The organism is Roseibium aggregatum (genome assembly GCF_017309185.1).
Taxonomy (GTDB): Bacteria; Pseudomonadota; Alphaproteobacteria; order Rhizobiales; family Stappiaceae; genus Roseibium; species Roseibium aggregatum_B.
The window spans coordinates 1-26,976 of record NZ_JAEKJZ010000002.1; the positions used below are offsets into that span (position 1 = coordinate 1).

Below are 26,976 nucleotides of genomic sequence, written 5' to 3' on the forward strand. Positions count from 1 at the left end.
ATCCCCCGTCTCGCCAAACGCCTCACCGGCAACCGGCTGCGTCGCCGGACCGTCCGGCGACGTCCCGAGAGCATCAACGGACGCAATGTCGTCCTCGTCGGACGTCAGGGACAAGCCCTCGTCGGCGACCGTCGGTCCGGAATCTCTCACCGTAACCGTGAAGCTGCTGGAAACTGTGTCGCCGTCGCTGTCGGAGGCGATAAACTCGAAGGTCAGCAGCAGGTCATCCGGGCCGTCGACGGGATGGTCCAGGACACCCTGCAGGTCAAACAGGTAACCGCCGTCTTCCTCATCGGAGAGTGAGACAACAAAAACCGTGCTTTCTCCCGCGCTGGCGGTCAAGACCGTGCCGTCCGCCGACAACTCGTACGTCAGCAACACCCCGCCAGACGACAATTCGGAAAGACTGAGCGTTTCGGACCCATCGCCAAGCGTCACGAAGTCGGGGATGTAGCGCTCTTCGGCCTCTCCGGAAAGCGCATCCTCGGCACCTTCCGTCGAGCCGAAAACAACAGAACGGTCGCCGATCCCGCCCGGCGTATCCTGGACGTACTGTCCACCCTGACGTTCTCCGGCCAGCGAAGCCGCATCGTCGCCGTCACCGTTGTCGGCGCCCCAGGCTATATTCAGACTGCCCGCGGCAACCGGTCCGTTCTCGAGGGGTTCCTCCTCTGAAAACAGCCGGAAGAAAGCCCCTTCTTCAACTTTGCCGCTGTCCGGATTTGCAGCCAATTCCGGGGTGTCGTCCCCGATAGTCACAGAGAAGGTCTGATTGACGAAATCGTCGTCGGAGTCCGCTGCCCGCACGCTGAATGACAGGGCCAGGACGTCTTCGGCGTCTCCGGCATTGTCCAGATTGCCATAGAGGGTGACAACATATTTTGCGCTGGAGGCGCCGCCGTCAAACCCGTTCGGCACGATATCCAGTAGGACGGTAAAGACCACTTCCTGAGTAGATGCCTTATAGGCAACCAGTGTCTGACCGCCGTCTCCGTTGGTCAGTTTCTGATAGCTCAGGGGCTCACCGTCGGAAGACAATGCCAAAGGCATTCCCTCAGCATCCAGCGGTACGCCTGCTGCCATGTTGAAAGTCAGGGTCGGGTTATCGCCGGCATTCTCCCCGAAATTGATCCCGAGTCCGCCGGTCGAAACCAACAGTGTCGCATTCGGTTCGTTTCCGTCCGGCAGGTTGCCCTCATCCAACGCCGCGGTCTGAGCCTCCGCGACGATGATCGGCACGGTATCTTCTTCCGGCGACACGAAGTCGACGTCGTCGTCTTCCTCTTCGTCCTCTGTCTCGACCGATCCGATCAGGACAGACCTAAGTGTCGTCCCGCCCAAGGCTTCGATGTCCGGATCGTGAAAATTCTGACCGGATCCCTGCGCGCCGCCCAGCTCGGTCGCCAGATTGCTGACCTCGCCGGCAGCGGTCTGAATTTCCTCGACCTCCTGTGGAGTGGCCGCTGCGGTGAATTCGTCGAGAGAGAGAAACCGGTCGTCACCGACAATAACCGCAGGCTCTCCGGCTTCCCCCACAAAGAAGTTCTTCACGACGATGGAGCTGTCGTCCGCGAACAGCATCTGCAGGTCGCCGCCGATGCGAAAGAAGGAGATATCTTCGCTGAAAATCTCGCGGAAATCGACAAATTGACCCGGAAGCCTGAGCAAGACGAGGCTTGACTGAGCTGCGGGTCTTGAGAGTTCAAGAGCCTTGCCGGCATCGGCTGGCGCCGGATCGCTTACCACGCCTGGTTGAGTGGAAACCTGGGCGATTTGGACAAACTCGTTCATGGCAGGAGACCGGCAGTGTCTTGTGACTTATCTTAAATTCGTCACTCGACATTTACATATTTTTTACCCTGGTTGGAACCGAAAGTTTCATTAACTATTCATAAGGTAAACGCCGCCGGCCCGGACAAGGTCCGGACGTCGACAGCTTTCGCTCCCGGAACGCAGAGTGATTAGGAGATTTTCGCTTACAGAACTCGACGACAAACAAAATATGATTAGAGAAAAATCAAAATCAGCGAATATAATACGATTGAATTTCGGAGAATCTACCACACCAATTAAAAAATATATTTTAAGACTGACTTTTAATCGACAACTCAACAAATAAGTTCGATAAATATACTTCAAAAAACTCGCCCACATGCGCCACGACGCATCCCCGTTCCGCCGGTATCCTCAGCCAGACGAGAGATATCTCCACAGCTGCAGGTTACCGGAACAGACCGACCGATGGCAGGATCAGCGTCTCACGCCGCAAGGGATCTTCCCTCGCCGAACACGGCAAGGGAAGCAGATTGATCGCGATTTCAGGGTTTTACCGGAAAAAGGACCCAAGCCTGCGCTTTACGGTTGCCAGGTAGTTTTCACGGCTTTCCGGAGTGGAACTGTCCATCTTGAAATGCGCCATGTACATGGTCTTGCAGCGCGGGTGCGCCAGCAACCGGATGCCTCTCAGAATGATTTTCCGCCCCGGTTCGCCCACCAGCTTCGAGACGAGCCAGCTTGCGCCGCATGTGGTCACCACCCCGATTCGGGTAATATGCTGCATCTTGGGCTGCATGCCCCGGCCGGCGGTCGGCATTTCAAACGTCTCATGCGGCAGCCAGACCCGCTCGAGCCAGCCCTTCAGCATCGCCGGCGGACCGAACCACCAGGTCGGATAGACGAAGACGATCCCCTCGCACCACATGATATCCGCCAGATGGTCGGCAACGGGGATGGTGTTGTCCTCGACCGCATGATACCCGCGCCGCTCCTCCGCGCTCATGACCGGATCGAAACCGCTGGCGTAAAGATCGCTCAGCCGGACTTCATGACCGTTCTCTTCCAGCGTAGCGGTCACCGTCTTGCAGATGGCCGCGTTGAAGCTTTCCTTGCACGGGTGACAGAAGACGACGAGAACGCGCATATGCGGGGCCTTTGAAACAACAGGTCAACAGGAAAGGTGTCGAACGCTTTTTGCGGGTGGGAATGTCAGGAAGACTGCAAACCGGGAAAAAGATAGACGTGGTCGCTCGAAAAATCGAAATCCGGATTATCCCAGGCGATCATCTTGCCGGGGTTGAGCAGGCCCTTTGGATCGGCCTGCTTCTTGAAGGCCAGTTGGACCGCATCCGTCTGCTTCATGCCGCCCTCCTCCAGCGTGTAGCGGTGCGGGTTGAAGATCGGACAGCCATTGTCCTCGTGCAGGCGCATGATTTCGTTCAGCCGCTCTTCGCTCGTGTAGCGCACGACCGGAAGGCCGAAACAGGTGATATCGCCGTCGAAACGCACGAATTCCAGATGTCCGGGCACCTCGTTGCCGAACATTTCGTGCATCTTGCCGACAAGCTCCACCTGATTCGGGAACGGATAGAGCACCTGGAGATAAGTGATCGTGGGATCGACCCTGAGCCCGCGCAGCGTCGTGTGGTTCCAGGAAATCTCGTATGCCGGAGGCAGGCGCCTCAAGTCCTCTTCGGACGCCTTGTCCGATCGATAAAGGATTTCCCCCTTGGACCGGCGCTTCACGAAGGCCTCGAACGCCGGCAGGGCGAACGGCGCCACCATCAGGACGGCGACGGACTGGTCCTGACGGATAAACTTCCTGTGCCTCAGGAAATAGTCGTGCGGCAGGGGTGCCGCGATCGGCGCGATGTTCTTGGTCAGGATCCCGTCCTGCCGGGCGAGGTCGTTGGAAAAGGCGACCGCATCCATGAAATCGTCGAAGCCCACAAGCACATCGGCCCAGGCATAGCTCGCCGTCAGCGGCATTTCGACTTCGGTGATGACCCCGTTGGTTCCATAGGCATGCATGACCTTCTGCAGGTCTTCGCCGGTCATTTCCAGGATTTGAGGCTCCGCCTCCATGGTGATGACGCGCAACCGGATGACGTTGCCGAGGTCCCTCAGTCCGCCCCAGTTGATGGATCCCACGCCCCCCGAACCGCCGGCGATGAAACCGCCGATGGTCGCCGTCTTGCAGGTTGAGGGATGCATGCGCAATTCCTGGTTCGAATGCGCGCGCGTGGCTGCGTCGATATCCGAAACGATCGCGCCGGCTTCCACAACGACCGAGCCGGGGCGGATTTCCTTGATGGCGGTCATCGCGGCAAGATTGAGGACCACACCACCGGACAGCGGCATCGCCTGACCGTAGTTGCCGGTTCCCGCCCCTCGGGTGGTCACCGGAATGTCGGCCGCGTAACAGGCCTTCAGGACCCGGGTGACCTCCTCTTCCGACTTCGGGGTCACCACAAGATCGCCGGTAACGCTATCGAGCTGTTCCTTCAGCACCGGGGAATACCAGAAAAAGTCCCGGCTCTTCTGCTTGACGATCTGAGGATTGTCCTCGATCTCAAGCCCTTCGAGATCGGTTTTCAAAGCCGCTATGGCGCTCATGGTCAGGCCTGCCTTTCCATCATCAGGTGATCGAGTTCCCGGTAATCCGGCAAATTGCCGTCGATGCTGACGCCCTTGCGAAGCACCTCGCGCGGCCCCGCGGGGCGCGACAGCAATTCGTTCCAGTCTCTCGCGTTGAACAAAATCAGATCCGCCGTGCCCCCGGCTTTAAGCTGTCCGTGAGACAACCCCATAATGCCGGCCGGCGTCTTAGTGACGCAGTCGATCCAATCCGCGATCGGATGATCGAGGTGCAGAATGCGCGTTGCCTGGGTGTAGACCTCGACGAGATCGAGGTCGCCATAGGCATAGAAGGGATCGCGGGTATTGTCCGAGGAGACGACCACCGGAATGCCCCGCGCCCGCATTTCGTGAAGCAGGGTGACGCCTCGGCGCCGGGGCGTCCGGCCCGCCCTTCTGTCCTGGAGATAAATGTTGCACATGGGCAGGGAAACGACGGCAATGCCGGATTCCGCCAGAAGGTCCAGCGTGTGATCGGCTTCCGCTTCGGCCTGGACGGAAAGAGAACAGCAATGGCCGCAGACAATTCGGCCATCGAAACCGAGACGCAACGCGGTTTCCGCGATATGGCGCAGCGTGTCGGCTTTCGGATCGAGCGTCTCGTCCACATGGAAATCGAGATCGAGCCCGCGCGCCATGGCCGCCCGAAACACCGCCTCCAGATGTCTGTCCAGGTCCGGGATCATATAGGTGACCGCCCCCATGATCCCGCCGGAGGTCACCATCCTGTCCGCGATTGCCTCCAGATAAGCGGCGTCACTCTGAAGACGGTCGATGCCGAACAGGCATACCCCCTGAAGCTCGATCCGCCCGGACCATTCCTGCCGGAGTTCCTCGAAAATCGGCCAGGAGATCTCCTCCTGGGGAGGCAGACTGTCGATGTGCGTGCGGATGGCGGAAGTACCGTGGGCATAGGCGCATTTCAGCGCGAATTCCATCCGGGTCCGGACATCGTCGGCGGTCCAGTTCGCGATCCGGTCTTCCCCGACCGCGTTGAGCGCGCCCACAAAACTTCCGTCCGGATTGGCCTTGCGCGGCCAGATATGACCCTTGTCCAGATGTGTGTGCAGATCGACAAGGGTCGGCAGAACCAGGCCGCCGTCGAGGTCATGGACCGGCAGGCCGCCCGCGTCGGATCCGGTGGGCAGAAAGCGCGCCAACCTGCCATCCGCGATTTCGACATCCGCTCTCAAAAGCGCGGCCGGATCGCTGCACGGAACGTCTTCAACCAGACAGGCCGGAACCGTCGCGTTTTTCAAAAGAGCGGTGCCATGGACCCCGCCGGGAACGATCCGTCCCATTCAAACCTCCCGCTTCAGGGCACTTTCGTGCCACTTGCGCAACAGCAGGTGAGAGATCAGGGTCATGGTCAGAAAGATCAGGATGCCGGTGAAGGAAATCAGGATCAGGGCCGCATACATGCGCGGCATGTTCAGCCGGTAACTGGCTTCCAGGATCTGGTTGGCCAGACCCGAGCCGGAGCCCGCCGAACCGGCGACGAACTCCGCCACGATCGCTCCGATCAGCGACAGGCCACCGGCGATCTTGAGGCCCGCGAGGAAATAAGGCATCGCGGACGGCAGGCGCAGGTAGCGGAGCGTCTGCCAGCGGCTGGCGCCGTAAAGCCGGAACAGGTTCTGCAGATTGTGATCGGCCGAGTTCAACCCGAGCGTCGTGTTGGACAGGATCGGAAAAAAGGCGACGATCCAGGCGCAGATCAACAGGCCGGCCGTCAGGGAATCCACATAAATCAGGATCAGCGGTGCAATCGCGATGATCGGCGTCACCTGCAGAATGACCGCATAGGGAAAGAACGAAATCTCGATCCACTTCGATTGCGTAAAAAGGATCGCGAGCCCGAGGCCGCCGGCTGTTGCGATGAACAAGGCGCCGAAGGTGATCTTAAGCGTGTTGAGAAGCGCGATGCTGAGGATCGACCAGTCGGCCAAAAGCGTCTGAAAGACCAGCCCGGGGCGCGGCAGAATGTAGTGCGGAACCTCTTTCCAGACACAGACCCGGTCCCAGAGAACGACCGTGGCCGCAAGCACGAATATCGGAATCACCCACCGGCCGACCGCCTCGATCTTCGCCGCGCGCGCCCGCTTCAATTCCTCGGCATCAAGGGGAATGGCCTCCGGCTGCGCGGAAACGCCCCGATCTCCGGTCATCGCAACGCTCATGACATCCCCTCTTTGCGGCTGACTGAAAGTTGTTCTGCGCGGCGCATCAGTGCTCTTCCCCCGAGCCCATCGCCGCATGGAGCGCGCCGGACACGTCCCGGCAGAAGCCGGCGTACACGGACGACGTGCGGAAGCTTTCGTCGCGCGGATAGGGCGCGTCGATCGGCATGTCGTTGACGACCCGCCCCGGACGGGCGGCCATCACGACGATGCGGTTGGACAGATATACGGATTCAAAAACGGAGTGGGTGACGAAGATGACCGTCCAGCCAAAGGTCTCCCAAAGGTTCAAGATGTCGTTGTTCAGCTTGAACCTTGTGATCTCGTCGAGCGCCGCGAAGGGTTCGTCCATCAACAGAACCTTGGGCTTGGTCACCAGGGCCCTGGCGATGGAAACCCGCATTTTCATGCCGCCGGACAGTTCACGCGGATAACTTTTCGCGAACTGGTCCAGCCCGACCATTTGGAGCGCTTCCATGACCCGGTCCTCGGCGTCTTTTCTGGAAAGCCCCTTCAGACGCAAGGGAAGCCAGACATTGGCGAAGACCGTCGCCCAGGGCATCAGGGTCGGCTCCTGGAAGACGAAACTCAGTTCGTGCTCCTTCTGGTTCGCCCTTTCCTGCGGCCATTCCACCTTTCCCGATGTCGGACCGGTAAGGTTGGTGACGATCCTCAGCGCCGTCGACTTTCCGCAGCCCGATGGCCCGAGCAGCGAGACGAACTCCCCCTGACGGATGTCGAGCGACATATTGTTGAGCGCCACCGTGCCGTTGGAGAAGGTCTTGGAGACCCCTTTCAGCGAGATGATCGGCGCGCTTTGAGCCGGCGTTTCCTGCATTTTCTTTTCCACCATGGCCGTCATTGGTTTACTCCGGCCATGGTTGCATTTTTTCGGGTTGTCACGAAGAGCTCCGCAATCAGTTGCCGAGCAGCTTTTTCTTCAGGTCGAGACCGACGCCCTTGTTCACGAATTCAAGCGTGTAGGACTTCGTGTAGTCGACGTCCGGCTTGACGACACCGGCCTTGACCATCTTGTCGAAGAAGGACTTGTTGCGCTCGTCGGTCATTGCGCCGATGCCCTTTTCGAGGGAGTCGCCGCTGTCGACGATGCCGTATTCCTTCATCTTCTCGATGGAGAAAGCCAGCTGTTCGTCGGACATGCCCGGGTTGTCCTTCTTGATCAGCTCCAGAGCCTTGGAATTGTCGCCATAAAGGAAATTGACCCAGCCGATCGCCGAGCCGTCCACGAAACACTGCACCACCTCGGGCTTGGTCTCGACCAGTTCGGTGCGGGTCTCGACGGTGGTGGAATAGCTGTCGTAGCCGAAATCGGCAATCAGGAAGATGTTCGGCTTGAAGCCGCCTTCCGTTTCGATCGCGAAGGGCTCGGAGGTCACGTAACCCTGCTGGCCGATGCGCTTGTCCGCAAGGAACGGCGCGGAGTTGTAGGTGTAGGGCTTGACCTGCTCGTCCGTGAACCCGAACTCCGCCTTCATCCACTGATAGAAAGAGTTGAGACCGCCCTTGCCGAGCAGGAGATCGATTTCCTTGAGGCTTTCCCAGGTGTCGAGCCCCTCGCCCGGATGGGTCATCAGGATCTGCGGCTCTTTCTGGAAATGAGCCGCGACAACAGTCGTCGGGATGTCCTGCTCCACGGCCGAGAAGGCCTGCAGCATGTTACCGCCCATCAGGAAATCGATCTTGCCGACCGGCAGCAGGATCCGGTTGTTGGCCTGCGGCCCGCCCGGCTTGATCTCCACTTCCAGACCGCAGTCGGCGTAGGTGCCGTCGGCGACCGCCTGATAGTATCCGCCATGTTCCGCCTGCGCGACCCAGTTGGTGCCGAAGGACACCTTCTCAAGCGCCTGCGCGCTCGTGGAGGCCATCAAAGCAAGCGTTGCAATTCCAAGTGTTTTTGAAAGATTCATCAGTCCGCCTTCCCCGTTTTTTCGAACACCGCGCAGGTCAATCCGCCCACAACGGGCCGAATGCTCTGCCGCTGTGCCAAAAAGGCCCTGAGAGCGGAACAGCAAGAAAGAGAGTCGCAGGATTAAAATCCGACTCGCTCATTTGGTCTCGGCGATGTAAACTGCCGCCGGATCCGACTGAACACTCGCACATGCGAAAAAGCCTGTCAGCATAAAAATTAGTCGTGACTATTTTTTAATCACATAGCTGATTTATTGCGCAAGACTGGTGTTTGCACGGCACAAAACATGCGGTTAGGTTTTGCCTTCCCACCACGGACAGGATCTCCCATCTTGAAACGTTCTCATACCCCGGCCGGCATCCGCCCGCCTTTCGCCCGCTACAGCCACGCCATAGAGGTCCCGCCGGGGCACCGCCTGCTCTTTGCCTCCGGTCAGCTTGGCATCGCGCCGGATGAGACCGTCCCCCCCGATGTCGAAGGCCAGACCCGGCAGTGTTTCGCAAACATTCGCGCCATTCTGGAAGATGCCGGGATGACCCTTGACGACGTGGTGCGCATCAACGCCTATGTGACCGGCCGCGAGCATCTTCCCGGCTACATGAAGACCCGCGATCAGTTCATTTCGACGCCGCCTCCGGCCTCGACCCTTATGATCGTCTCCGGCTTCGCGAGGGAGGAATTCGTTGTCGAGATCGAGGTCATCGCGGCTGCCGAAACCGCCGACTAGCGGCATAAAAACAATTAATTGAAAGAAAATTCTAATGCAGGACTTGAAAATCCCGGCGCGCTACTGGCAGAACATGACCACGACGGATTTCACAAGCCCGTCTGTCGGCAACTGGATCGCCGTTCTGCCGGTCGCGGCAATAGAACAGCACGGGCCGCATCTGCCCGTCTTCACCGACACCGCCATCGCCCAGGGTCAGGTCCGGCGCGTCATCGATTTGCTGCCGGACGATCTTCCAGCCACATTCCTGCCCGTTCAGGCGGTCGGCAAGTCGAACGAACACATTTCCTCGCCCGGCACCCTCACCCTGACCTGGGAAACGGCGATCAAGGCCTGGCTCGAAATCGGCGAGAGCGTCGCCCGCGCAGGTGTTCGCAAACTCGTGCTGATCAATTCCCACGGCGGCAATTTTCCCCTGGTCGACATCATCACCCGCGAACTGCGCGTCAATCTCGGCATGCTGGCCGTCGGCACCGCCTGGGCCCGCTTCGGCCAGCCCGATGGCATCTTCTCGGACCACGAACTCGCTTTCGGCATTCACGGCGGTGACGTCGAGACCTCTATCATGCTGCATCTCCACCCGGAGCTGGTGCGCATGGACAAGGCCGAGAACTTCCGCTCCTCCCAGGAAGGCCTTGTCGAGGATTTCAAATACCTGCGCGCCCACGGGCCCCAGCAATTCGGCTGGAAGGCCCAGGACCTCAACCCGGCCGGAGCCGTCGGTGACGCCTCGATCGCAACCCCGGAAAAGGGCAGGCTCTCGCTGGACCACGCGGCCCGGGGCTTTGTCGAATTGCTCAAGGACGTGCACGCGTTCGATATGAACCGGCTCTGGCGGGAGGAGTAACCGGCGAGCCGGCCCAAGTTGCTGACACCCCATCTGACAGTCATTCCGGACAAGTGCAGCGGAGCTGCGCGCAGATCCGGAACCCAGAAATAGTCTGCGCCAAAGGCGCGCCTTGTCTGTTGTTTACCGAGTTCAAGATGTTTCGGTACTCGCTATCGCTCGCGCTTATGTCTGGTTTCCGGCTCACGCAATGACGCTTCACGTCACGCTGTCCGGAATGACTTCGAGAGGTTTGTCAGCAGTCTGAGCCGGCTATATCCGGTACGGAAACCGGTCAATCGGCGAAGGATCTCTCATTGTTCAGAAACTGCCGTTCCCAGGCGTCCAGCTCGGCCAGGACATGCGCCTTGAACCCGGCCGGATCCCGCTCGAGAAACGCCTTCTTCTCCTTTGGAATATCCAGAAACACGCTCAGGTGCCGGTTCGACCATAAAACCAGTTCCAGCATCACGTGGATCAGGTCCTTGCCCATCGGAGTGAGGAAATAGAACTTGCGGCGCTTGCTGGCCGGATGGGGGACGGACGCGACAAGCCCTTCGCCTTCCAGTTTTTTCAGGCGCTCGCTTAAAATGCTGCTGGAAATCTGCTCTTCCGCGGCCAGCATGTCCTTGTACTCGTGCACCCCCAAAAACATCAGGTTGCGGACGATCAGCAACGTCCAGTGATCGCCCACGATATCCAGGGCACAGGCGACAGGACAGCCCGAGCGGCTTCTATGTTCGGTTTTCGCGACCATCAAAAAACACTTGCATATTAGAATTACACCTCTTATCACTTCTATTATAGAATTATTTGATCAAGTTTCAACGGAAAGGCCGGTTCCATGGAACTTAGAAGGATCGCTCTGTTCGTCGCCGCCTATTTCGTCATCACCATGGCCTGGGCCTACCCATGGCACATGATGTTTTTTCACGACCGATATGTTGAGTGGGGTGCTTTCCAGCGGACCGAGCCCGTCATGTCACTGGGCATTGCCGCCATCCTGATCCAGGGGTCCGTGATCGGGTATCTTTATCCCTTCTACGACAAGGGCGAAGGCAATCCGGTCCTCCAGGGCGTTAAATTCAATCTGATCGTTGGACTGATGACCTACACGGCGATGGGATTCGCGACGGCGGCGAAGTTCGACATCGATCCGATCCTGCCCTTTCTTGCCTACCATACAGTCTTTCAGGTCATCCAGTTCACCCTGACTGGCACAGCTTTGGGCCTTATTTTCAGAAACCGGCCCGCAACCGAAGGAGTACGTCATGCCTAGCTTTCTCTTCACCTATCACGGCGGCAAAAAACCCGACACGCCCGAAGCCGGCAAAGAGGGAATGGAAAAGTGGAAGGCCTGGGCCGCTGGTCTGGGAAAAGCACTCGTAAACCCAGGCACCCCCGTAGGCATGACCAGGGTCTTGACGAAAGACGGCGTCTCAGATGAGCCTTCACCGCACCCGATCATGGGCTTTTCCATTATCGAGGCGGAAAGCATGGACGCAGCCATCGATCTCCTGAAAGACTGCCCGCACCTCCATATGTTCGAAGGAACGCTGGAAGTCTCGGAAATGATGGAGATGCCGGCGTAGGAGCAGTTTAGCTGCACCACCGCTGAGGGCTTTAGCCATGCTCGCCAGAAGCGGGCGTTGAGAGGGTGAAAGAGGCTGCCCTGCACGGAATACGAGGTTGCAACGGCAATTGATTGGTGCGGGCGACGGGACTCGAACCCGTACAGCCTAGGGCCGAGGGATTTTAAGTCCCTTGTGTCTACCAGTTCCACCACGCCCGCTTGTTCCAATTCTCCCCTAACCGGCCCACCGGAAAAGCGCAAGCCGGGACCGGCTGATTTCACAGGCGGAAACAGCCGATGTTCCGGGTCCGGCGGTTTTTACGGCAACGGAAGCTGGAAATTGGCGCCCGGCGGGAGTATGTGAACAAGGAAGATCAAAAAACCATGTGCTCCGTGCCGATGCGATGCTTGATTGAAAGCGTTCCGGTCAGGCGCACCCATCGAGCTTGAGACACGTATCCCATGGTCAGCTATATCGACGCCGCCGAAGCCCCCTTGAAGAATACCGGCCAGGTCCGCCTCTACGGCCCTGAGGATTTTGAAGGCATGCGGCGTGCCGGTCGTTTGACCGCCGCCTGCCTCGATGAGCTGACGGATCTGGTCAAGCCGGGTGTCACGACCCAGGAAATCAATGATTTCGTCTACAAGTTCGGCATGGACAACAACGCCCTGCCGGCGACATTGAACTACCGCGGCTACACCAAATCCACCTGCACGTCCGTCAACCACGTCGTCTGCCACGGCATTCCGAACAACAAGGCCCTGCGCGAGGGCGACATCGTCAACATCGACGTCACCTATATCGTCGACGGCTGGCACGGCGATTCCAGCCGCATGTATCCGGTTGGCCCGTTGAAGCGGGCGGCAGAGCGCCTGATCGATGTCACTTACGAATCGCTGATGCGCGGCATCGAGGCCGCCAGGCCGGGCAACACCACCGGCGATATCGGCGCGGCGATCCAGACCTTTGTCGAGGCCCAGCGCTGCTCGGTCGTGCGCGACTTCTGCGGCCATGGCGTGGGTCTTTTGTTCCACGACACGCCAAATATCCTTCATTACGGCCGTCCCGGCGAAGGGGTCGAGCTGAAACCCGGCATGATCTTCACCATCGAGCCGATGGTCAATCTCGGTCGGCCGCACGTCAAGGTGCTCAGCGACGGCTGGACCGCCGTCACCCGCGACCGCTCGCTCTCCGCCCAGTTCGAGCATTCCGTCGGCATCACGGCGGAGGGCTGCGAGATCTTCACGCTCTCTCCGAAGGGCCTTCACAAGCCCGGTCTGCCGAACGACTAGGAGTTCCATGTCCGACCCAAAGCCCGAGGCCGGGACGAAGGCGTCCCAGCCGGACCACAAGGGCCACCGGCAAAGACTGCGGGAGAGATTCCGTAAAAACGGCGAGCAAAGCCTCGCCGACTATGAACTGCTTGAATTCCTGTTATTTTCCGCCCTGCCCCGGCAGGACACGAAGCCGATCGCCAAGGCCCTCTTGAAGCGCTTCGGCTCCTTTTCGGCGGCCCTTGCCGCGCCGCGCGCGCGCCTGAAGGAGATTACCGGCCTGTCGGATGTCAGCATCGACACCCTGAAGGCGGTTCATGCGGCGATCGCCCGCTATCACCGGGCGGAGTTGGACGAGCGCCGGCTTCTGGACTCCTGGTCCAAGGTGATTGCCTACCTGCAGGCCTCGATGGAACACGCCGATATCGAGCAGTTCCGGATCCTCTTCCTGGACAAGAAGAACGGCCTGCTCGCCGACGAGATCCAGCAGACGGGGACCGTCGATCATACCCCGGTCTATCCGCGCGAGGTGATCCGCCGCGCGCTCGAACTGGGCGCCACCGCGCTCATTCTCGTGCACAACCACCCTTCAGGCGACCCGGCCCCGTCGCGCGCCGACATCGAGATGACCCGGAAGATCGTCGACATCGCCAAACCGCTCGGCATCGAGGTGCACGACCATGTCATCGTCGGCCTCAGGAACACGGTCAGCTTCCGCAGCCTGCGCCTGATCTGACCCCGCCCCTCGAAACTGCCCGGCCGGATCTTATCCGGCTCAACGGTCATTCATTGATAATTTACTACGAATTGAGGGGCATTCCTTAACCTCACCCGGCGATAGTCGTCTCAGGGACTGCTGAGACAAGGGTATTTTTCGATCCACAACAAAAGCGGGGGATCGGAAGGCTAAGCTGCGGGAAGCTCATTCTCAACAGCCCCTGATGTGACTGGGCTGTAGATGCAACATATAAAAAACAACTCAGCTGGAAAGATAGCCAATGCGATCATCATTCCGATGGTCGTCGTGGTTCTTGCCGCCGTCGCCGGAATTTTCGGCCTGATGCACTGGTCAGCGCGCCTGTCCGACCAAAGCGCCAAGCAGTCCCAGCAAACGCTGATAGCCGGCGCCCTGCAGCTCACCCTGAACTACATGGCGAAGCAGCAAACCGGTGTCGTTATCTGGGACAAGGCCTATCGCGTCGTCAATCAGCCGCAGCCGGACCGGAGCTGGATCTTTAACAACATGATGCACTGGATGTACCAGGCGCACGGCTTTACCAAGTCGGCGCTGGTCGACCGGAACTTCGAGATTGCCTACGCTTATTCCAGCAATCACAAGAAAGACTGGATGCCGCCGGAGCTGTTCGATGAGCTTCAGCCGGCCGTCGCGAAGGTCCGTGCCCGCTACATCTCCTCCTTTCGCCGCACCCCGTCCGGTCTTCACAGCTACGTTCCCAGGGACAGCAGCGCCCGGCATTCGATCGCGCAGACGGGCACCGTCTCCATCGACGGCGAACCTTATCTGTTCACCGCCGCCGCCGTCATGCCGCAGGTCCAGACGATATCCCACGAACGCAACCCGCCCGCGGTTCTGATCGGTCTCATTCCCCTGCGCGGTGAAAAACTGAAAGATATTCTGGAAATGACCGGCCTGGACACGTTCGCGCTTACGAACGATCAGGCCAACCGCGACGCCCTCGGCATGTTCGAAATGCGCTCGCCCCGTGGCCGAAAGGTCGGTGTCATTGCCTGGCAGGCCACACAGCCGGGCAGCCAGATGCTTGAGCGCATCATCCGCTACATGGCGGTCGCCGCCTTCATGATCGCCGCGGTCGTGATCGCCGTGATCGTATTCACCCGTCAAATGACCCGGCGCCTGGCCAGCAGCGAAGCAAAAGCGGTCCACGCGTCCCGTCACGATCAGCTCTCGGGCTTACCGAACAGGGCCAGATTCCACACGCTCTTGACCGACATTCTGGAAGAAGCCGCCGTCAAGGGCAGGAAAACCGCCGTCGTCTACATCGATCTGGATCACTTCAAGGACATCAACGACACGCTGGGGCACTCCGCCGGCGACAAGGTGATCACGGCAATCGCCCAGCGCCTGCGGCGCGTCATTCCAGAAACAGGAACGAACGCCGGTATCGTGGCACGCATCAGCGGCGACGAGTTCGCGATGGCCCTGAAGGACTGCGTCGACGACGAATGGCTGGAGCATATTCTGGACCAGGTGCAGGACGAGATCGGCCGCCCGATCATGATCGGCAGCCGGGAACTTCATGCCAGCCTGTCCATGGGCGCCGCGATCTCTCCCAGGGACGGCGACGACCCGGACGAGTTGCTTCGCAAGGCCGACATCGCGCTTTATGACGCCAAGGCCAACGGGCGCAACAGACGCTCCTTCTTCGAACCCTCCATGGAACAGCACGTTCAATCCAAGGACAAACTGTCCCGGGAGCTCCGCTGGGCGTTGAAGAACGACCAGCTCGACCTGGCCTTTCAGCCCCAGTCCGACACCGACGTCAAGCGGATCGTCTCCGTCGAGGCCCTGGCGCGCTGGACCAAGAAGGACGGAACGGTCGTTTCTCCGGCCCAGTTCATCCCGGTCGCGGAAGAAACCGGCCTGATCAACGATCTGGGCATCTGGGTGTTGAACAAGGCCTGCGCCAAGGCGCATGAATGGCCGGGGATCGTCGTCGCGGTCAACGTATCGCCGAACCAGTTCAAGCATCCCCGGTTCGTGGAAAAGGTCATGGCGATCCTGGCTGCGAACAATCTGCCGCCCCAGCGCCTGGAACTCGAGGTCACCGAGAGCGTCTTTGCCGGCCGCAACGATGCCGTGCTGAAGGCTCTGCGCCGGTTGAAGAACCTCGGTGTGAAGGTCGCACTCGACGATTTCGGCTCGGGGTACTCCAGCCTCAGCTACCTGCGCCGCTTTCCGTTCGACACGCTCAAGATCGACCGGGACTTCGTGTCCGACATGAACGGCAATCCCGAAGCCGAGGCCATTCTCGTATCCATCATTCAACTCGGGAAGGCCCTCGGGATGACCATCGTGGCCGAAGGCATCGAGACAGCCGAGCAGATCGAATTCCTGCAACAGCACGACTGCCATCGTCTGCAGGGATATTTCATATCGAAGCCTTTGTCGGAGACCGCGCTGTCTGCGTTCCTGAGAGAATTCCAAGACGGCAGAGCCACCGGTTTCGGCGCCGACCTCAGCTACCATTCGCGCGCGGTTTAGTTGCGGAGTTCAATGCGGCTGCGCGCAGGCGTCAACCGGAGAGGCGCTGCCTGAGATCCGATGCGAAGGCGGCAAAGCTGGTGAACGGAGCTTCCAGCGCCCGGTCCGGCCATCCACCAGCGCTGTCCGCCCTGGCAAGCCCTAGTCCCGTCTGGCCAAATTCCGTGCGCACCATGTCCTCAAACCACGCCCTGTGCTGAAGCCGCCGAAGCGTCTTCAACCGGCCGGTTTCCATCAGAAGGAGGTAATGACGCCGGCAATGCGCCACCAGATCCTCGACGCCCGTCCTGTCCCGGGCGGAGACCTCGCAGACGGGAACGGACCAAGACGCCTGGCCCGGCGCGCTCAGGGAGAGCGCACCCGTGACATCCGATGCCGCGCGGCGCGCCAGCGCGCCCATATCGGCCTTGGTAACCGCGACGATGTCCGGCAGCTCCATGATGCCCGCCTTCATGAACTGAAGACTGTCGCCGGAGCCGGGCTGAATGCACAGGACGACCGTGTCGACGGCCTGTTTGAGGTCTCCTTCCGACTGGCCGATGCCGACGGTTTCCACGATCACCAGATCGCAGACCGCCCGAAGCACCGCAATGGCCGCGACCGCGTGATCGGACAGGCCGCCGAGGCGGTCGCGCGCCGCCATGGAGCGCACGAAGAGATGCTCGTCGGAAGGATCGGTCTTCAGCCGTGTCCGGTCGCCCAATAGCGCGCCGCCGGTCACGGCGGAGGACGGATCGACCGCCAGAACGCCGACCCGCTTCCCCTCGCGGCGGAAGGCCTTGACCAGTTCATCCGTCAGACTCGACTTGCCGACACCCGGAGGACCGGTCAACCCGAGCACCTGTCCGAACGGGTCCTTCAGCACCCGGTCGAGAAACGCCGCTGTCTCCGCCTCTCCGGCATGGGTCTCCAGACGCGTCAATACCCGGCCCAGCCGGCGCTTGCCGCCCGCGCGCAGGTCTTCGAGAGACGGGTACCCGGCGCTCACGCCGCCCCTGCCCTCGCGCCATTCGGTAAAAGCGGCCGCATTCGATCAGCCCGACTTCGACTTCAAGGCGGCCTGAGCCGCAGCCAGACGCGCGATCGGGACGCGGAACGGCGAGCAGGATACGTAATCCAGTCCGACCGTCTCACAGAAGGAGATCGACGACGGGTCGCCGCCATGCTCGCCGCAAATGCCGAGCTTGATGGCCGCGCGGGTCGACTTGCCACGTTCGACCGCGATCTTGATCAACTCTCCGACCCCTTCCTGATCGAGGGACACAAAGGGATCCTGCTCCAGGATGCCCTTGCTCTGGTAGGTTCCCAGGAAGGAGGCCGCATCGTCGCGCGATATGCCGAAGGTCGTTTGCGTGAGGTCGTTGGTTCCGAAGGAGAAGAACTCCGCCGACTCGGCGATTTCCGCCGCCTTCAGCGCGGCGCGCGGCAATTCGACCATGGTTCCGATCTGGTAGCTGATGTCCGTTCCGGTCTCTTCGGTCACCGCCTTGGCCATAGCGTCGATCCGCTCGCGAACCAGGTCCAGTTCGGCCTTGATACCGACCAGCGGGACCATGATCTCCGGCACGACCGGCGCGCCGGTCGCCCGGGCAGCCTCCACGGCTGCCTCGAAGATCGCCCGGGCCTGCATTTCCGCGATCTCCGGATAGGAGACCAGGAGACGGCACCCCCTGTGTCCCAGCATCGGGTTGAACTCTTCCAGAGCCAGCGCCCGGTCGCGCAGCAATTCCGGTTCGGCGCCCATCGCCTTGGCGACTTCGGCCAGTTCCTCATCCGTCTTGGGCAGGAATTCATGCAACGGCGGGTCGAGCAGCCGGATCGTGACCGGCAGGCCGTGCATGATTTCAAACAGGTCGGTGAAATCCTTGCGCTGCATGGGCAGGAGCTTTGCCAGCGCGGCCCGGCGTCCGTCCTCCGTCTCGGCAAGGATCATCTCGCGCACCGAAACGATCCGCTCGCCTTCGAAGAACATGTGCTCGGTCCGGCAAAGGCCGATGCCTTCCGCGCCGAATTCACGCGCGACTTTGGAATCCTGCGGCGTTTCTGCATTGGTGCGCACGCGCATGCGCCGGACATTGTCCGCCCAGCCCATCAGCGTTCCGAAATCCCCCGACAGGGTCGGCTGCAGCATTTCCACCTCGCCGGCGAGCACCTGGCCCGTACCGCCGTCGATGGTGATGATGTCCCCTTCCTTGAGCAGGCGCCCGCCGACATTGATGACACCATTGCGGTAATCGATACGCAGCATGCCCGCGCCGGCAACGCAGGGCTTGCCCATGCCGCGTGCGACCACGGCCGCATGGCTGGTCATGCCCCCGCGGCTGGTCAGGATGCCTTCGGCGGCGTGCATGCCGTGAATATCCTCCGGGCTTGTCTCGACGCGCACCAGAATGACCTTCCGGCCCGCGCCCTTGGCTTCCTCGGCCGCATCGGAGCTGAACACAATGGCGCCGGACGCGGCTCCGGGAGAGGCCGGCAGGCCGGTGGTCAGGATGTCCCGCTCCGCCTTTGGGTCGATGGTCGGGTGCAGGAGCTGATCCAGCGCTCCGGGCTCCACCCGGCCGATGGCTTCCTTCTCGCTCAGCAGGCCTTCTGCCACCATGTCGACGGCGATCTTGAGAGCGGCCTTCGCGGTGCGCTTGCCGTTGCGCGTCTGCAGCATCCAGAGTTTGCCCTGCTCGATGGTGAACTCCAGGTCCTGCATGTCCTTGTAATGCTCTTCGAGCTTCGTGCAGTAGGTCTTGAACTCCGCGAAAGCCTCCGGCATCAGCGCCTCAAGCGAGGGGCTCGTCGAACCGGCTTCCTTCCGGGCCTTTTCGGTGATGTCCTGGGGAGTGCGGATACCGGCGACGACATCCTCGCCCTGGGCATTGACCAGGAATTCTCCGTAAAGCGCGTTTTCGCCCGTGGACGGGTTCCGCGTGAAGGCAACGCCGGTTGCGGACTTTTCCCCCATGTTGCCGAAGACCATCGCCTGAACGTTGACGGCAGTTCCCCAGGACGAAGGCAGATCGTGAAGCCGCCGGTAGGTCACGGCGCGCGGAACCATCCAGGAACTGAAGACAGCGCCGATAGCCCCCCAGATCTGTTCCTGCGGGTCTTGCGGGAACGGCTTGCCGAGATCCTCCTGAACGAGCGCCTTGAACTTCTCGATGATCCCGAGCCAGGCGTCCGCATCGATCTCCGTATCGAGCGTCAGGTCGTTGCGTTCCTTGTATTCCTCGAGGATTTCCTCGAACTCATGATGGTCGAGGCCCAGGACCACGTCGGAGTACATCTGGATGAAACGCCGGTAGCTGTCATAGGCGAAGCGGCGGTCGCCGGCTTCCCTGGCAAGCGCTTCCACGGTTTCGTCGTTCAGGCCCAGGTTGAGGACGGTATCCATCATGCCCGGCATGGAAACGCGCGCGCCGGACCTCACGGATACGAGAAGCGGACGCTCGGGATCGCCGAATTTCCGGTCGGTCTGGGTCCCGATGTTCTCAAGGGCCTCGGCCACTTGCGCGGCCAGCGTGTCCGGATAGGTATTGCCGTTTTCATAGTACCAGGTGCACACCTCGGTGGTGATGGTGAAGCCCGGTGGAACCGGCAGGCCCAGGCTGCTCATTTCGGCAAGGTTGGCGCCTTTTCCGCCAAGCAGGTTGCGCATCTCCGCAGCCCCTTCCGCAGAGCCGTTGCCGAAACTGTAGACCCATTTGGCCATATTTACTCTCCTAGCCTCAGATTGGAGACGCCTGTGCCTCCGCCTTTGTTGCAGGGCATTCCTGCTACGGCGGCTATGCGTCTTCAAGTCCTTTTTGACACAATAGCGTTGGCTTATATCCTATATCCGGGAGTTTCCAACGCCCGGCAAAATCAAATGGATTTAATCACGCAGAAAGTTTTCCCCTTCGCCTTGCCGATGAGCCTTAAAGACGCCATTGTCAAAGGCAATATGCAATTATCCGATCTGCCAAAAAAAGAAGTGCGACGAATGATGACTAAAGTAACCGGTGCCGTTGTTCCTGCGGACCGGAGGCCTTTCAAAGCGAAACTTCTCGCGCTTGTGAGCGCACTCGCTCTTCTGCCGGCGGCCGCTGCGGCCGATACACAGCCCCAGCCGGAAACATTCGGCACCCCGTCAGGTCTGCCCTTCACCCTGTCCGGCAGTTACCTTTCCGGCCGATTGGCCGGTTTCGAGAAGGACTACGGTCAGGCCGCGGCCTTTTACGAGGAAACGCTTGCCGCGGACCCCGACAATTCCATGCTCCTGGAGCGAACCTTCCTTTTGAAGCTGGCCAACGGCGACGTGGACCAGGCCGTCCACTATGCAGGCGAGCTGGAAGTTGCCGGAAAGCAGAATTTCCTGGCCCAGATCACATTGGGGGCCAGGGAACTGAAACAGGGCAACTATGCCGAGGCGGACAAGTTGTTTTCACAGGGACGCAACGGACCTCTGGCCCAGCTTTCGGTCGGGATATCCCGCGCCTGGGCGCTTTATGGCGCCGGCAAGGTCGATGACGCCGTCGAAACAATCGACAGCCTCAAAGGCCCCGACTGGTTCGAAGTGTTCAAGGCGACACACAAGGCCCATCTCCTGTTTGCCGCCGGACGGACCGCCGAGGCGCTGGAGGCGATCGAGGAAGCATACGCGATCGATCAGGGAGCGATCCGGGTCGTCGATGCCTATGCCCGCATTCTTGCCGCCAACGGACGGCAGAAGGATGCCGTCGAAGCGCTCGACCAGTACGACAAGCAGTTCCGGGGCCACCCCAAACTCGAGCAGACCAGAGAGATGCTTGAATCCGGCGCCGTATTCCCGCCGATGGTGACCGACCCGTCGGCCGGAATGTCGGAGATCCTTTACGGTCTCGGTGCCGTCATCGGCAGGGACGGCGGCGAAGAGCTGTCCACCTCCTACCTGCAGCTTGCACTCTATCTCGACCCCAAGGCCGAGTTTGCGGCGATCGCTCTCGGCAACGTCTTCGAACGCATGGACAGGCCCGACAGGGCAATCGAAGCGCTGATGCTTGTGCCCGACGACAGCGTTCTCAAGCGGGAAGCGGAGATTCAAGTCGGTCTGAACTACAACGCGCTGGACAAGCTTGACGAGTCGCGTCAGCATCTGGAGGCCCTGATCGGTCAGGACCCCTCGGACCTGGAAGCGGTCATCGCGCTGGGCAATATTCTGCGGTCCCATGAAATCTACGAAGATGCCGAAGAAACCTATACCCAAGGCATCGATACGATTTCCGAATTCGAACAGCAGCACTGGCTGCTGCTCTATTTCCGGGGCATTTCCCGCGAACGGCTCGGCAAGTGGGATCTGGCCGAAGCCGATTTCCGCAAGGCGCTTGAGCTGAACGAAAACCAGCCGCTGGTTTTGAACTATCTCGGCTACTCTCTCGTCGACCAGGGCCTGAAACTCGATGAAGCGCTTGAGATGATCAAGACCGCTGTTCAGCTGCGTCCGACGGACGGCTACATCGTCGACAGTCTGGGATGGGTCTACTATCGACTCGGCCGGTACGAGGAAGCGGTGAAGGAGCTGGAACGTGCGATCGAACTGCGTCCGGCCGATCCCGTGATCAACGACCACCTTGGAGACGCCTACTGGATGGTCGGCCGCCGCGACGAGGCGAGGTTCCAGTGGAACCACGCCCGCGACCTTGGTCCGGATGCAAAGGAATTGCCGAAAATTCTGGACAAGATCGCCAACGGCATGAAGGACCCGACGCCGACCGACGCGGCCAAGGCCGAATCCGACAAGAACGGCGGCTGACCGGCCTCTCGATGTCTCCCAGCATCCCTTCGGCACCCCGGGCGGAACTTGCCCGGGCCAGGGTCAACCTGACCCTGCACGTGACCGGCCGACGACCGGACGGATCCCACCTTCTGGAGTCCCTGGTCGCATTCCCGCAGATCGGCGATCGCATCGCGATAGAACCCTCGGACAGGCTGGAGCTGGTTCGGGAAGGCCCCTTCGCGCGCGATCTCGACGGACCGCCGGAAAGCAACCTGATCCTGAAGGCCATCGACGGTTTTGCCGAGGCCACCGGGATCCCCGTCCCTGACGTGCGGATAACGCTGACCAAGCGGCTGCCGGTCGCCTCCGGCATCGGCGGAGGATCGAGCGACGCCGCGTCCACCCTGCGGCTTCTTGAAGATGTCACGGGAACGCTATTGGAGGATGCCGACCTGCAGCGCGTCGCGCGTTCCCTGGGCGCCGGCGTACCCGTCTGCCTCGTTCCCGAACCTCAGCTCATACGCGGAAGCGGCGGGACGCTGTCACCGGGCCCGGAATTGCCGGATTGCGGTGTCGTTCTGGTCAATCCTCGCAGGGCCGTGTCCAAACCGGACGTTCTCGAGACGATGACACACTGGGACAATCCCCCGATGCCGGCTGTGCCGGAGCGTTTCGAGAGCCTTGGCGACCTGACGGGTTTTCTGGAAACATGCCGGAACGATCTGCAGGACCCGGCGATCCGGATCTGCGACGCCATCCAGAACGTTCTGACCGTTCTGGACGCGGAAGAACGCATTCGCTTCGCCAGAATGTCGGGATCAGGCGCGACCTGCTTCGGACTGTGTCAGACAAAAGATGCCCTGGACGTGGAACGCACCCTCAGGGCGGCCCATCCGCATTGGTGGGTCGCTTCTGGCCCGCTTTCCTGACTGTCGTCAGCTCACACGCGAGATGCAGAAGGCCACGGCATCCGCCAGGGCGTCGTTGTGCGGCCCTGTCGGCAGCGTTTCGAGTGCCTTCATGGCCTTTGCGCCATAGTCGCGGGCCCGTTCCACAGTCTCGGAGAGGGCCTCGTATTTCTTCAGAAGCTCGATGGCCTGCTCCAGATCGCCATCGGCGATATCGTCCCCCTCAAGGCAGCGCTTCCAGAACGCCCGGTCTTCGTCCGTTCCCCGCGCCACGGCGAGAACGACCGGCAGAGTGATCTTGCCTTCACGGAAATCGTCGCCGATGTCCTTGCCCAGATCCGCCGACGATCCGCCATAGTCCAGAGCGTCATCGACAAGCTGGAACGCGTAGCCAAGTTCCATGCCATAGGTCCGGGCCGCCGCTTTCATTGCGTCACTTTGTCCCGCGATCACGGGCCCGACCTCGGCGGCTGCGGCAAAAAGGGCCGCCGTCTTGGCCTCGATCACCCGCAAATAATCGGTTTCGGTCGTTCCGATGTTCTTTGCGGCTCCCAGCTGGAGCACCTCTCCCTCGGCGATGATCGCCGAGGCACTGGATAGAATGCGCAGCGCTTCCAGAGAGCCCACGTCCACCATCATCTTGAAGGCCTGACCGAGCAGATAATCGCCGACAAGCACGGCCGCCTGGTTGCCCCACAGTTTGCGGGCCGCGAGCTTGCCACGGCGCATATCGCTTTCGTCCACCACGTCGTCGTGAAGGAGCGTCGCCGTATGCATGAACTCCACGCTGGCCGCCAGGGTCACATGGCCTTTGCCCTCGTAACCGAACATATCCGCACAGGCCAGCGTCAGCATCGGACGAAGCCGCTTGCCACCCGACGAAATCAGGTGTTTGGCAATTTCCGGAATCAGCTCAACATTCGAGCCGGCCTTGGAGAGGATCAGATCGTTGACATCTCCCATCCCCGAAGACACAAGGTCCACGAGCGCCTGAATGCTCGGATTACGCGATTGATTGTCAGAATAAGTCGCAGCAACGGCCACTTATGGCACTCCCGTGAATGTTTGAGCGGACAATATGGCGCGAAGGCTTTCGGGGCAAGTCGACAATCCACTGACAATCCGTTGAAATGCGGTTATCTGAAGAATATGCCGCATGCGGATTTGCTGAAACGCGTTCCGCGCGGACCCGACAATGACCCTTGCACCAGGCGTCCTTGACCAGGTTTTATCCGATGGACCAAAGGCGGCCTCCGGGAAACATATGGAAGAAATCGTCAGAACAAACGATCCGGTCCTCATCTCCTTTCTGGAATCGATTCTGGAGGAGGCCGGCATCAGTCATTTCGTAGCCGATGGCAACATGAGCATTCTGGAAGGATCTCTCGCCATGATCCCCCGGCGCGTGATGGTGGACTCCGACCAGTTGGAAAAGGCCCGCAAACTGGTGCGCGATGCCGGCCTCGCCCACGAACTCCGCCCCGAAAAGGACTAGGGTGTGAGCGAGACCGCCAAGTCCAGCGAAACGGATATCACCCGCGATGCCTTTCTGGGAGGGCAGGTCTATGTCTGCCAGCCCAGGCGTGGCCGGCACAGAGCCGGTCTCGACGCGGTCTATCTGGCAGCGGCTTTGCCGAAGGACACGAAGGGTCATGTCGTCGATCTGGGAGCCGGTGTCGGAACCGCGGGTTTTTGCGCCGCCGCCCGCCTCCCCGGCATTTCGGTCACGCTTGTCGAAATCGACCGCGCCGTTCTCGCTCTCGCCGAACAGGGACTGAGCGATCCGGCCAATGCGGCCTTTTCCGAACGGGTGTCGCTAATTGAGGCCGACATAACCGCCAAGGGAAGCCTGCGCCACGGGGCCGGATTGACGCCCTCGATGGCCGACCACGCCATCATGAACCCGCCCTATTACGAGGCCGACCGGTTCCGGGCCTCACCCAATGCGGCCCGGGCAGACGCGCACATGCTGGACGAGCGCGGCCTGGAGCCCTGGGCGAGAACCGCGACCGACGTCGTGAAAGAAGGCGGCAGCCTGACCGTCATTTTCCGCGCGGACGGGTTGCTGGAACTCCTGAGCGTCCTGAAGGGGCGCTTCGGATCGATCGATGTCATCCCGTTGCGGCCGCGCCCGGACGCGGCCGCCACCCGCGTCCTGATCCGGGCCGTCCGGGCCAGCAAGGCTCCCATGCAGCTCCTGCCGGGCTTCGTCCTCCACGAGGGCGACGGTTCCGACTTCACGTCGCAATCGAGACGCGTCATGCGCGACGGCGAAGGCCTGGGACTAACGCCCCGCCGCTGATACCAAGCTCAGTGAACGACCAATCCGCCATCCGCGTAGCGGAAATCGACCGGCTCGATCAGGTTTTGATGGGCGACACGCACGGAATGGATCCGGCCTTCTATTTCCTTCTCCCAGAAGTGCAGAAACCTGTTCAGTTCGGGAAACCTGGGAGCCATGTCCTCCGTCTGCCACAAGAAACTCTGCAGCAGTTTCGGGTGATCCGGTAACCGGTAGAGGATCTCCGCCGTCAGGAGACCGTAACCGAGAAGGCGTTTTTCAAAGTCCGAGCTGGTGTTCATGCCGATCCTTTCTTTGTTGCCTGACAAAGAAAGAGTGTCACGGAACCCGGCCCGACCAAAGACATTCTACAATGAAAAACTGTTCACAAACAGCACTTTAGCAGCAGCAGCCTCGCACTGCTAACACCGCTCCAACCAGTGCGGCGGCTAATCGTCATTTGGTTTGAATGGAGCTCAGGTAGCCCAGGAAGGCATCGATGTCGGCAGGCTCGAAGGCAAACTCCGGCATGGTGTCATGGGCCGTGACGATACCTTCGGCGAGCGGTTCCTCAAGGCTTTCCAGGGGATACCATTTTGAAAGGTCCCGGAAAGCGGGCGCCCCCGCCTCAGCGCTTTGGTCGTCGGTTGTAACCGCATGACACACCGCGCAGTGTATTTCCGCCAGTTCCCGGCCGGTCGCCAGGCTGACGGGGTCGCTCGGGTAAACGCCATTGGCCGCCATGACCGCCTGAGACGCTGAAATCAGCAGAAATGACAAGATGAACAGCTTTACGGTCCGCACAATTCTCTCCCTCCCTTGAATCGTTTCCCGTTTTTATAGATGGTTCGGAACAACAAACATATCAGGGCGATCACTGCCCCGGGAAATTTCCGTTTCGACTGGAAACTCCCGCAAGCAAAAGCCGCACCGGCCTTCGGAGGTTTCATGAGTCAGCCCCCTCTTCCCGCGTCCATCGAGGACACCCTTCACCTCCTGGACCAGGCTGGCTATGTCGCGGACCGGTCGCTTGCCACGGTCTTGCACCTGGCGCTGAAAATGCGGCGTCCCCTTTTTCTGGAAGGCGAGGCCGGCGTCGGCAAGACCGAAATCGCAAAGGTGCTGTCCGCCACGCTCGGCCGTGACCTGATCCGGCTTCAATGCTACGAGGGCCTCGATCTTTCCTCCGCGGTCTACGAATGGAACTACCCGGCGCAAATGGTGGAAATCCGCGTGGCGGAAGCCTCCGGGGACACCGATCACACCGAACTCTCCAAATCGATCTTCGACGAGCGGTTCCTGATCAAACGCCCCGTGCTTCAGGCTCTGGAACCGTCCCTGTCGGGGGCGCCCGTCTTTCTGATCGACGAACTCGACCGGGCCGACGAAGCCTTCGAGGCGTTTCTTCTGGAAGTGCTTGCGGACAATCAGGTCTCCATTCCCGAAATCGGAACCGTCAAGGCGAAGGAACCGCCGATCGTCATCATCACCACGAACCGGACCCGTGAAATTCACGACGCGCTGAAACGGCGCTGCCTTTATCACTGGGTCGACTATCCGGACGCGGAAAGAGAGCTTGAAATCGTGCGCCGCAAGGTGCCCGGCGCATCCGAGCGGCTCGCGGCGGAAGTCGTTGCCTTCGTCCAGAAATTGCGAGCGGAAGAAGACCTGTTCAAGCAGCCCGGCGTCGCCGAAACCCTGGACTGGGCAACCGCCCTGTCGGAACTGAACGAAATCGCCCTGGACCCGGACATGGCCTCCGATACGCTCGGCGTTCTGCTCAAATACCAGGACGACATCGAACGGGTGCGCGGCTCCAAGGTCCGTCAGATGGTCGACGACATCCGGAAGGACGCGCCGCCTCCCAAGACCATGCCGGCGGTTTGAAACCGTG

25 protein-coding genes and 1 tRNA gene are annotated in these 26,976 nt (G+C 60.6%); 12 read left to right on the plus strand and 14 right to left on the minus strand.

Going from position 1 to position 26,976, the window contains the following annotated elements; all coding sequences use genetic code 11:
- From JF539_RS12170 to JF539_RS12200, 7 genes are all read right to left on the minus strand, one after another.
- Positions 1-1,791 (minus strand): hypothetical protein (locus JF539_RS12170; protein ID WP_207140952.1); only part of this gene is annotated, 1,791 nt, incomplete at its 3' end.
- Positions 1,792-2,326: 535 nt separating this feature from the next.
- Positions 2,327-2,920 carry an NAD(P)H-dependent oxidoreductase gene (locus JF539_RS12175; RefSeq protein WP_207140953.1) on the minus strand — a complete coding sequence of 198 codons (594 nt, stop codon included), beginning with the start codon at positions 2,918-2,920 and terminating at the stop codon, positions 2,327-2,329.
- Between the two features lie 65 nt (positions 2,921-2,985).
- Complete coding sequence (locus tag JF539_RS12180) at positions 2,986-4,392, minus strand: FAD-binding oxidoreductase (RefSeq protein ID WP_207140954.1); 1,407 nt, start codon at positions 4,390-4,392, stop codon at positions 2,986-2,988.
- A 2-nt stretch (positions 4,393-4,394) separates the two neighbouring features.
- Positions 4,395-5,714, minus strand: coding sequence for a cytosine deaminase (locus JF539_RS12185; protein ID WP_207140955.1), 1,320 nt, complete (start codon positions 5,712-5,714; stop codon positions 4,395-4,397).
- Complete coding sequence (locus tag JF539_RS12190; protein WP_236042477.1) at positions 5,715-6,593, minus strand: ABC transporter permease; 879 nt, start codon at positions 6,591-6,593, stop codon at positions 5,715-5,717.
- Positions 6,594-6,639: 46 nt separating this feature from the next.
- On the minus strand, positions 6,640-7,455 hold the full coding sequence (locus tag JF539_RS12195; RefSeq protein ID WP_236042478.1) for an ABC transporter ATP-binding protein: 816 nt from the start codon (positions 7,453-7,455) through the stop codon (positions 6,640-6,642).
- Between the two features lie 55 nt (positions 7,456-7,510).
- Positions 7,511-8,521, minus strand: a complete 1,011-nt coding sequence (locus JF539_RS12200) for an ABC transporter substrate-binding protein (protein WP_207140956.1) — start codon at positions 8,519-8,521, stop codon at positions 7,511-7,513.
- Positions 8,522-8,854: 333 nt separating this feature from the next.
- Here JF539_RS12200 and JF539_RS12205 point away from each other — a divergent pair, with 333 nt between their 5' ends.
- Together JF539_RS12205 and JF539_RS12210 are read left to right on the plus strand one after the other, a co-directional pair.
- On the plus strand, positions 8,855-9,250 hold the full coding sequence (locus JF539_RS12205) for a RidA family protein (RefSeq protein WP_236042479.1): 396 nt from the start codon (positions 8,855-8,857) through the stop codon (positions 9,248-9,250).
- A gap of 34 nt (positions 9,251-9,284) precedes the next feature.
- Positions 9,285-10,097: a creatininase family protein gene (locus tag JF539_RS12210; RefSeq protein WP_236042480.1), complete on the plus strand. Its 813-nt coding sequence runs from the start codon at positions 9,285-9,287 to the stop codon at positions 10,095-10,097.
- A gap of 274 nt (positions 10,098-10,371) precedes the next feature.
- Here the strand turns inward: JF539_RS12210 and JF539_RS12215 are convergent, their stop codons facing one another.
- The gene (locus JF539_RS12215) at positions 10,372-10,833 is read right to left on the minus strand and encodes a winged helix-turn-helix transcriptional regulator (protein ID WP_207140958.1); all 462 of its coding nucleotides are present in this window, start codon (positions 10,831-10,833) and stop codon (positions 10,372-10,374) included.
- A gap of 87 nt (positions 10,834-10,920) precedes the next feature.
- Between JF539_RS12215 and JF539_RS12220 the strand changes: the two genes are divergently transcribed.
- Both JF539_RS12220 and JF539_RS12225 read left to right on the plus strand, forming a co-directional pair.
- Positions 10,921-11,355 (plus strand): hypothetical protein, encoded by a 435-nt coding sequence (locus JF539_RS12220; protein WP_207140959.1) that lies wholly within the window; start codon positions 10,921-10,923, stop codon positions 11,353-11,355.
- Positions 11,348-11,668, plus strand: coding sequence for a hypothetical protein (locus JF539_RS12225; RefSeq protein WP_207140960.1), 321 nt, complete (start codon positions 11,348-11,350; stop codon positions 11,666-11,668). Before JF539_RS12220 ends, JF539_RS12225 begins: the two co-directional genes overlap by 8 nt.
- Positions 11,669-11,782: 114 nt before the next feature.
- Here the strand turns inward: JF539_RS12225 and JF539_RS12230 are convergent.
- Positions 11,783-11,868 (minus strand) — tRNA-Leu (locus JF539_RS12230).
- A gap of 243 nt (positions 11,869-12,111) precedes the next feature.
- Between JF539_RS12230 and map the strand changes: the two genes are divergently transcribed.
- The 3 genes from map to JF539_RS12245 all read left to right on the plus strand — a co-directional run bounded on the left by map (position 12,112) and on the right by JF539_RS12245 (position 16,168).
- Entirely contained in the window at positions 12,112-12,942 is an 831-nt protein-coding gene (gene map / locus JF539_RS12235) for a type I methionyl aminopeptidase (protein ID WP_207140961.1), read from the plus strand.
- A gap of 7 nt (positions 12,943-12,949) precedes the next feature.
- Positions 12,950-13,660, plus strand: coding sequence for a RadC family protein (radC, locus tag JF539_RS12240; RefSeq protein ID WP_207140962.1), 711 nt, complete (start codon positions 12,950-12,952; stop codon positions 13,658-13,660).
- 222 nt (positions 13,661-13,882) lie between these two features.
- A complete protein-coding gene (locus JF539_RS12245; RefSeq protein WP_207140963.1) occupies positions 13,883-16,168 on the plus strand; it encodes a bifunctional diguanylate cyclase/phosphodiesterase in 2,286 nt (761 codons plus the stop codon).
- A gap of 31 nt (positions 16,169-16,199) precedes the next feature.
- Here JF539_RS12245 and JF539_RS12250 read toward each other — a convergent pair whose 3' ends face one another.
- Entirely contained in the window at positions 16,200-17,156 is a 957-nt protein-coding gene (locus tag JF539_RS12250) for an ArgK/MeaB family GTPase (protein WP_207140964.1), read from the minus strand.
- Positions 17,157-17,201: 45 nt separating this feature from the next.
- Positions 17,202-19,871: a pyruvate, phosphate dikinase gene (ppdK, locus tag JF539_RS12255; protein ID WP_207140965.1), complete on the minus strand. Its 2,670-nt coding sequence runs from the start codon at positions 19,869-19,871 to the stop codon at positions 17,202-17,204.
- Between the two features lie 270 nt (positions 19,872-20,141).
- Here ppdK and JF539_RS12260 point away from each other — a divergent pair, with 270 nt between their 5' ends.
- Positions 20,142-21,929 (plus strand): tetratricopeptide repeat protein, encoded by a 1,788-nt coding sequence (locus JF539_RS12260; RefSeq protein WP_209017258.1) that lies wholly within the window; start codon positions 20,142-20,144, stop codon positions 21,927-21,929.
- Positions 21,930-21,940: 11 nt separating this feature from the next.
- Complete coding sequence (locus tag JF539_RS12265) at positions 21,941-22,822, plus strand: 4-(cytidine 5'-diphospho)-2-C-methyl-D-erythritol kinase (RefSeq protein WP_207140966.1); 882 nt, start codon at positions 21,941-21,943, stop codon at positions 22,820-22,822.
- 6 nt (positions 22,823-22,828) lie between these two features.
- Here JF539_RS12265 and JF539_RS12270 read toward each other — a convergent pair whose 3' ends face one another.
- Positions 22,829-23,845 carry a polyprenyl synthetase family protein gene (locus JF539_RS12270; RefSeq protein WP_419247681.1) on the minus strand — a complete coding sequence of 339 codons (1,017 nt, stop codon included), beginning with the start codon at positions 23,843-23,845 and terminating at the stop codon, positions 22,829-22,831.
- Between the two features lie 220 nt (positions 23,846-24,065).
- On the opposite strand from JF539_RS12270, the gene JF539_RS12275 reads away from it, so the two are divergent.
- Both JF539_RS12275 and JF539_RS12280 read left to right on the plus strand, forming a co-directional pair.
- Positions 24,066-24,296 (plus strand): DUF2007 domain-containing protein, encoded by a 231-nt coding sequence (locus tag JF539_RS12275; RefSeq protein ID WP_207141518.1) that lies wholly within the window; start codon positions 24,066-24,068, stop codon positions 24,294-24,296.
- A gap of 3 nt (positions 24,297-24,299) precedes the next feature.
- Positions 24,300-25,103, plus strand: coding sequence for a tRNA1(Val) (adenine(37)-N6)-methyltransferase (locus tag JF539_RS12280; protein WP_207140967.1), 804 nt, complete (start codon positions 24,300-24,302; stop codon positions 25,101-25,103).
- A gap of 8 nt (positions 25,104-25,111) precedes the next feature.
- On the opposite strand, the gene JF539_RS12285 is transcribed toward JF539_RS12280, so the two are convergent.
- Both JF539_RS12285 and JF539_RS12290 read right to left on the minus strand, forming a co-directional pair.
- Positions 25,112-25,384, minus strand: a complete 273-nt coding sequence (locus JF539_RS12285) for an usg protein (RefSeq protein ID WP_207140968.1) — start codon at positions 25,382-25,384, stop codon at positions 25,112-25,114.
- A 154-nt stretch (positions 25,385-25,538) separates the two neighbouring features.
- Positions 25,539-25,886: a c-type cytochrome gene (locus tag JF539_RS12290; protein WP_209017259.1), complete on the minus strand. Its 348-nt coding sequence runs from the start codon at positions 25,884-25,886 to the stop codon at positions 25,539-25,541.
- A gap of 144 nt (positions 25,887-26,030) precedes the next feature.
- On the opposite strand from JF539_RS12290, the gene JF539_RS12295 reads away from it, so the two are divergent.
- On the plus strand, positions 26,031-26,969 hold the full coding sequence (locus tag JF539_RS12295) for an AAA family ATPase (RefSeq protein ID WP_207140969.1): 939 nt from the start codon (positions 26,031-26,033) through the stop codon (positions 26,967-26,969).
- The last annotated feature ends 7 nt before the right edge of the window (positions 26,970-26,976 follow it).

Coding starts and splice junctions, on each gene's coding strand:
- JF539_RS12175 (WP_207140953.1), bottom strand. CDS start 2,920: ATGCGCGTTCTCGTCGTCTTCTGTCACCCGTGCAAGGAAAGCTTCAAC.
- JF539_RS12180 (WP_207140954.1), bottom strand. CDS start 4,392: ATGAGCGCCATAGCGGCTTTGAAAACCGATCTCGAAGGGCTTGAGATC.
- JF539_RS12185 (WP_207140955.1), bottom strand. CDS start 5,714: ATGGGACGGATCGTTCCCGGCGGGGTCCATGGCACCGCTCTTTTGAAA.
- JF539_RS12190 (WP_236042477.1), bottom strand. CDS start 6,593: ATGAGCGTTGCGATGACCGGAGATCGGGGCGTTTCCGCGCAGCCGGAG.
- JF539_RS12195 (WP_236042478.1), bottom strand. CDS start 7,455: ATGACGGCCATGGTGGAAAAGAAAATGCAGGAAACGCCGGCTCAAAGC.
- JF539_RS12200 (WP_207140956.1), bottom strand. CDS start 8,521: ATGAATCTTTCAAAAACACTTGGAATTGCAACGCTTGCTTTGATGGCC.
- JF539_RS12210 (WP_236042480.1), top strand. CDS start 9,285: ATGCAGGACTTGAAAATCCCGGCGCGCTACTGGCAGAACATGACCACG.
- JF539_RS12215 (WP_207140958.1), bottom strand. CDS start 10,833: ATGGTCGCGAAAACCGAACATAGAAGCCGCTCGGGCTGTCCTGTCGCC.
- JF539_RS12220 (WP_207140959.1), top strand. CDS start 10,921: ATGGAACTTAGAAGGATCGCTCTGTTCGTCGCCGCCTATTTCGTCATC.
- JF539_RS12225 (WP_207140960.1), top strand. CDS start 11,348: ATGCCTAGCTTTCTCTTCACCTATCACGGCGGCAAAAAACCCGACACG.
- map (WP_207140961.1), top strand. CDS start 12,112: ATGGTCAGCTATATCGACGCCGCCGAAGCCCCCTTGAAGAATACCGGC.
- radC (WP_207140962.1), top strand. CDS start 12,950: ATGTCCGACCCAAAGCCCGAGGCCGGGACGAAGGCGTCCCAGCCGGAC.
- JF539_RS12245 (WP_207140963.1), top strand. CDS start 13,883: ATGCAACATATAAAAAACAACTCAGCTGGAAAGATAGCCAATGCGATC.
- ppdK (WP_207140965.1), bottom strand. CDS start 19,871: ATGGCCAAATGGGTCTACAGTTTCGGCAACGGCTCTGCGGAAGGGGCT.
- JF539_RS12260 (WP_209017258.1), top strand. CDS start 20,142: ATGATGACTAAAGTAACCGGTGCCGTTGTTCCTGCGGACCGGAGGCCT.
- JF539_RS12265 (WP_207140966.1), top strand. CDS start 21,941: ATGTCTCCCAGCATCCCTTCGGCACCCCGGGCGGAACTTGCCCGGGCC.
- JF539_RS12275 (WP_207141518.1), top strand. CDS start 24,066: ATGGAAGAAATCGTCAGAACAAACGATCCGGTCCTCATCTCCTTTCTG.
- JF539_RS12285 (WP_207140968.1), bottom strand. CDS start 25,384: ATGAACACCAGCTCGGACTTTGAAAAACGCCTTCTCGGTTACGGTCTC.
- JF539_RS12295 (WP_207140969.1), top strand. CDS start 26,031: ATGAGTCAGCCCCCTCTTCCCGCGTCCATCGAGGACACCCTTCACCTC.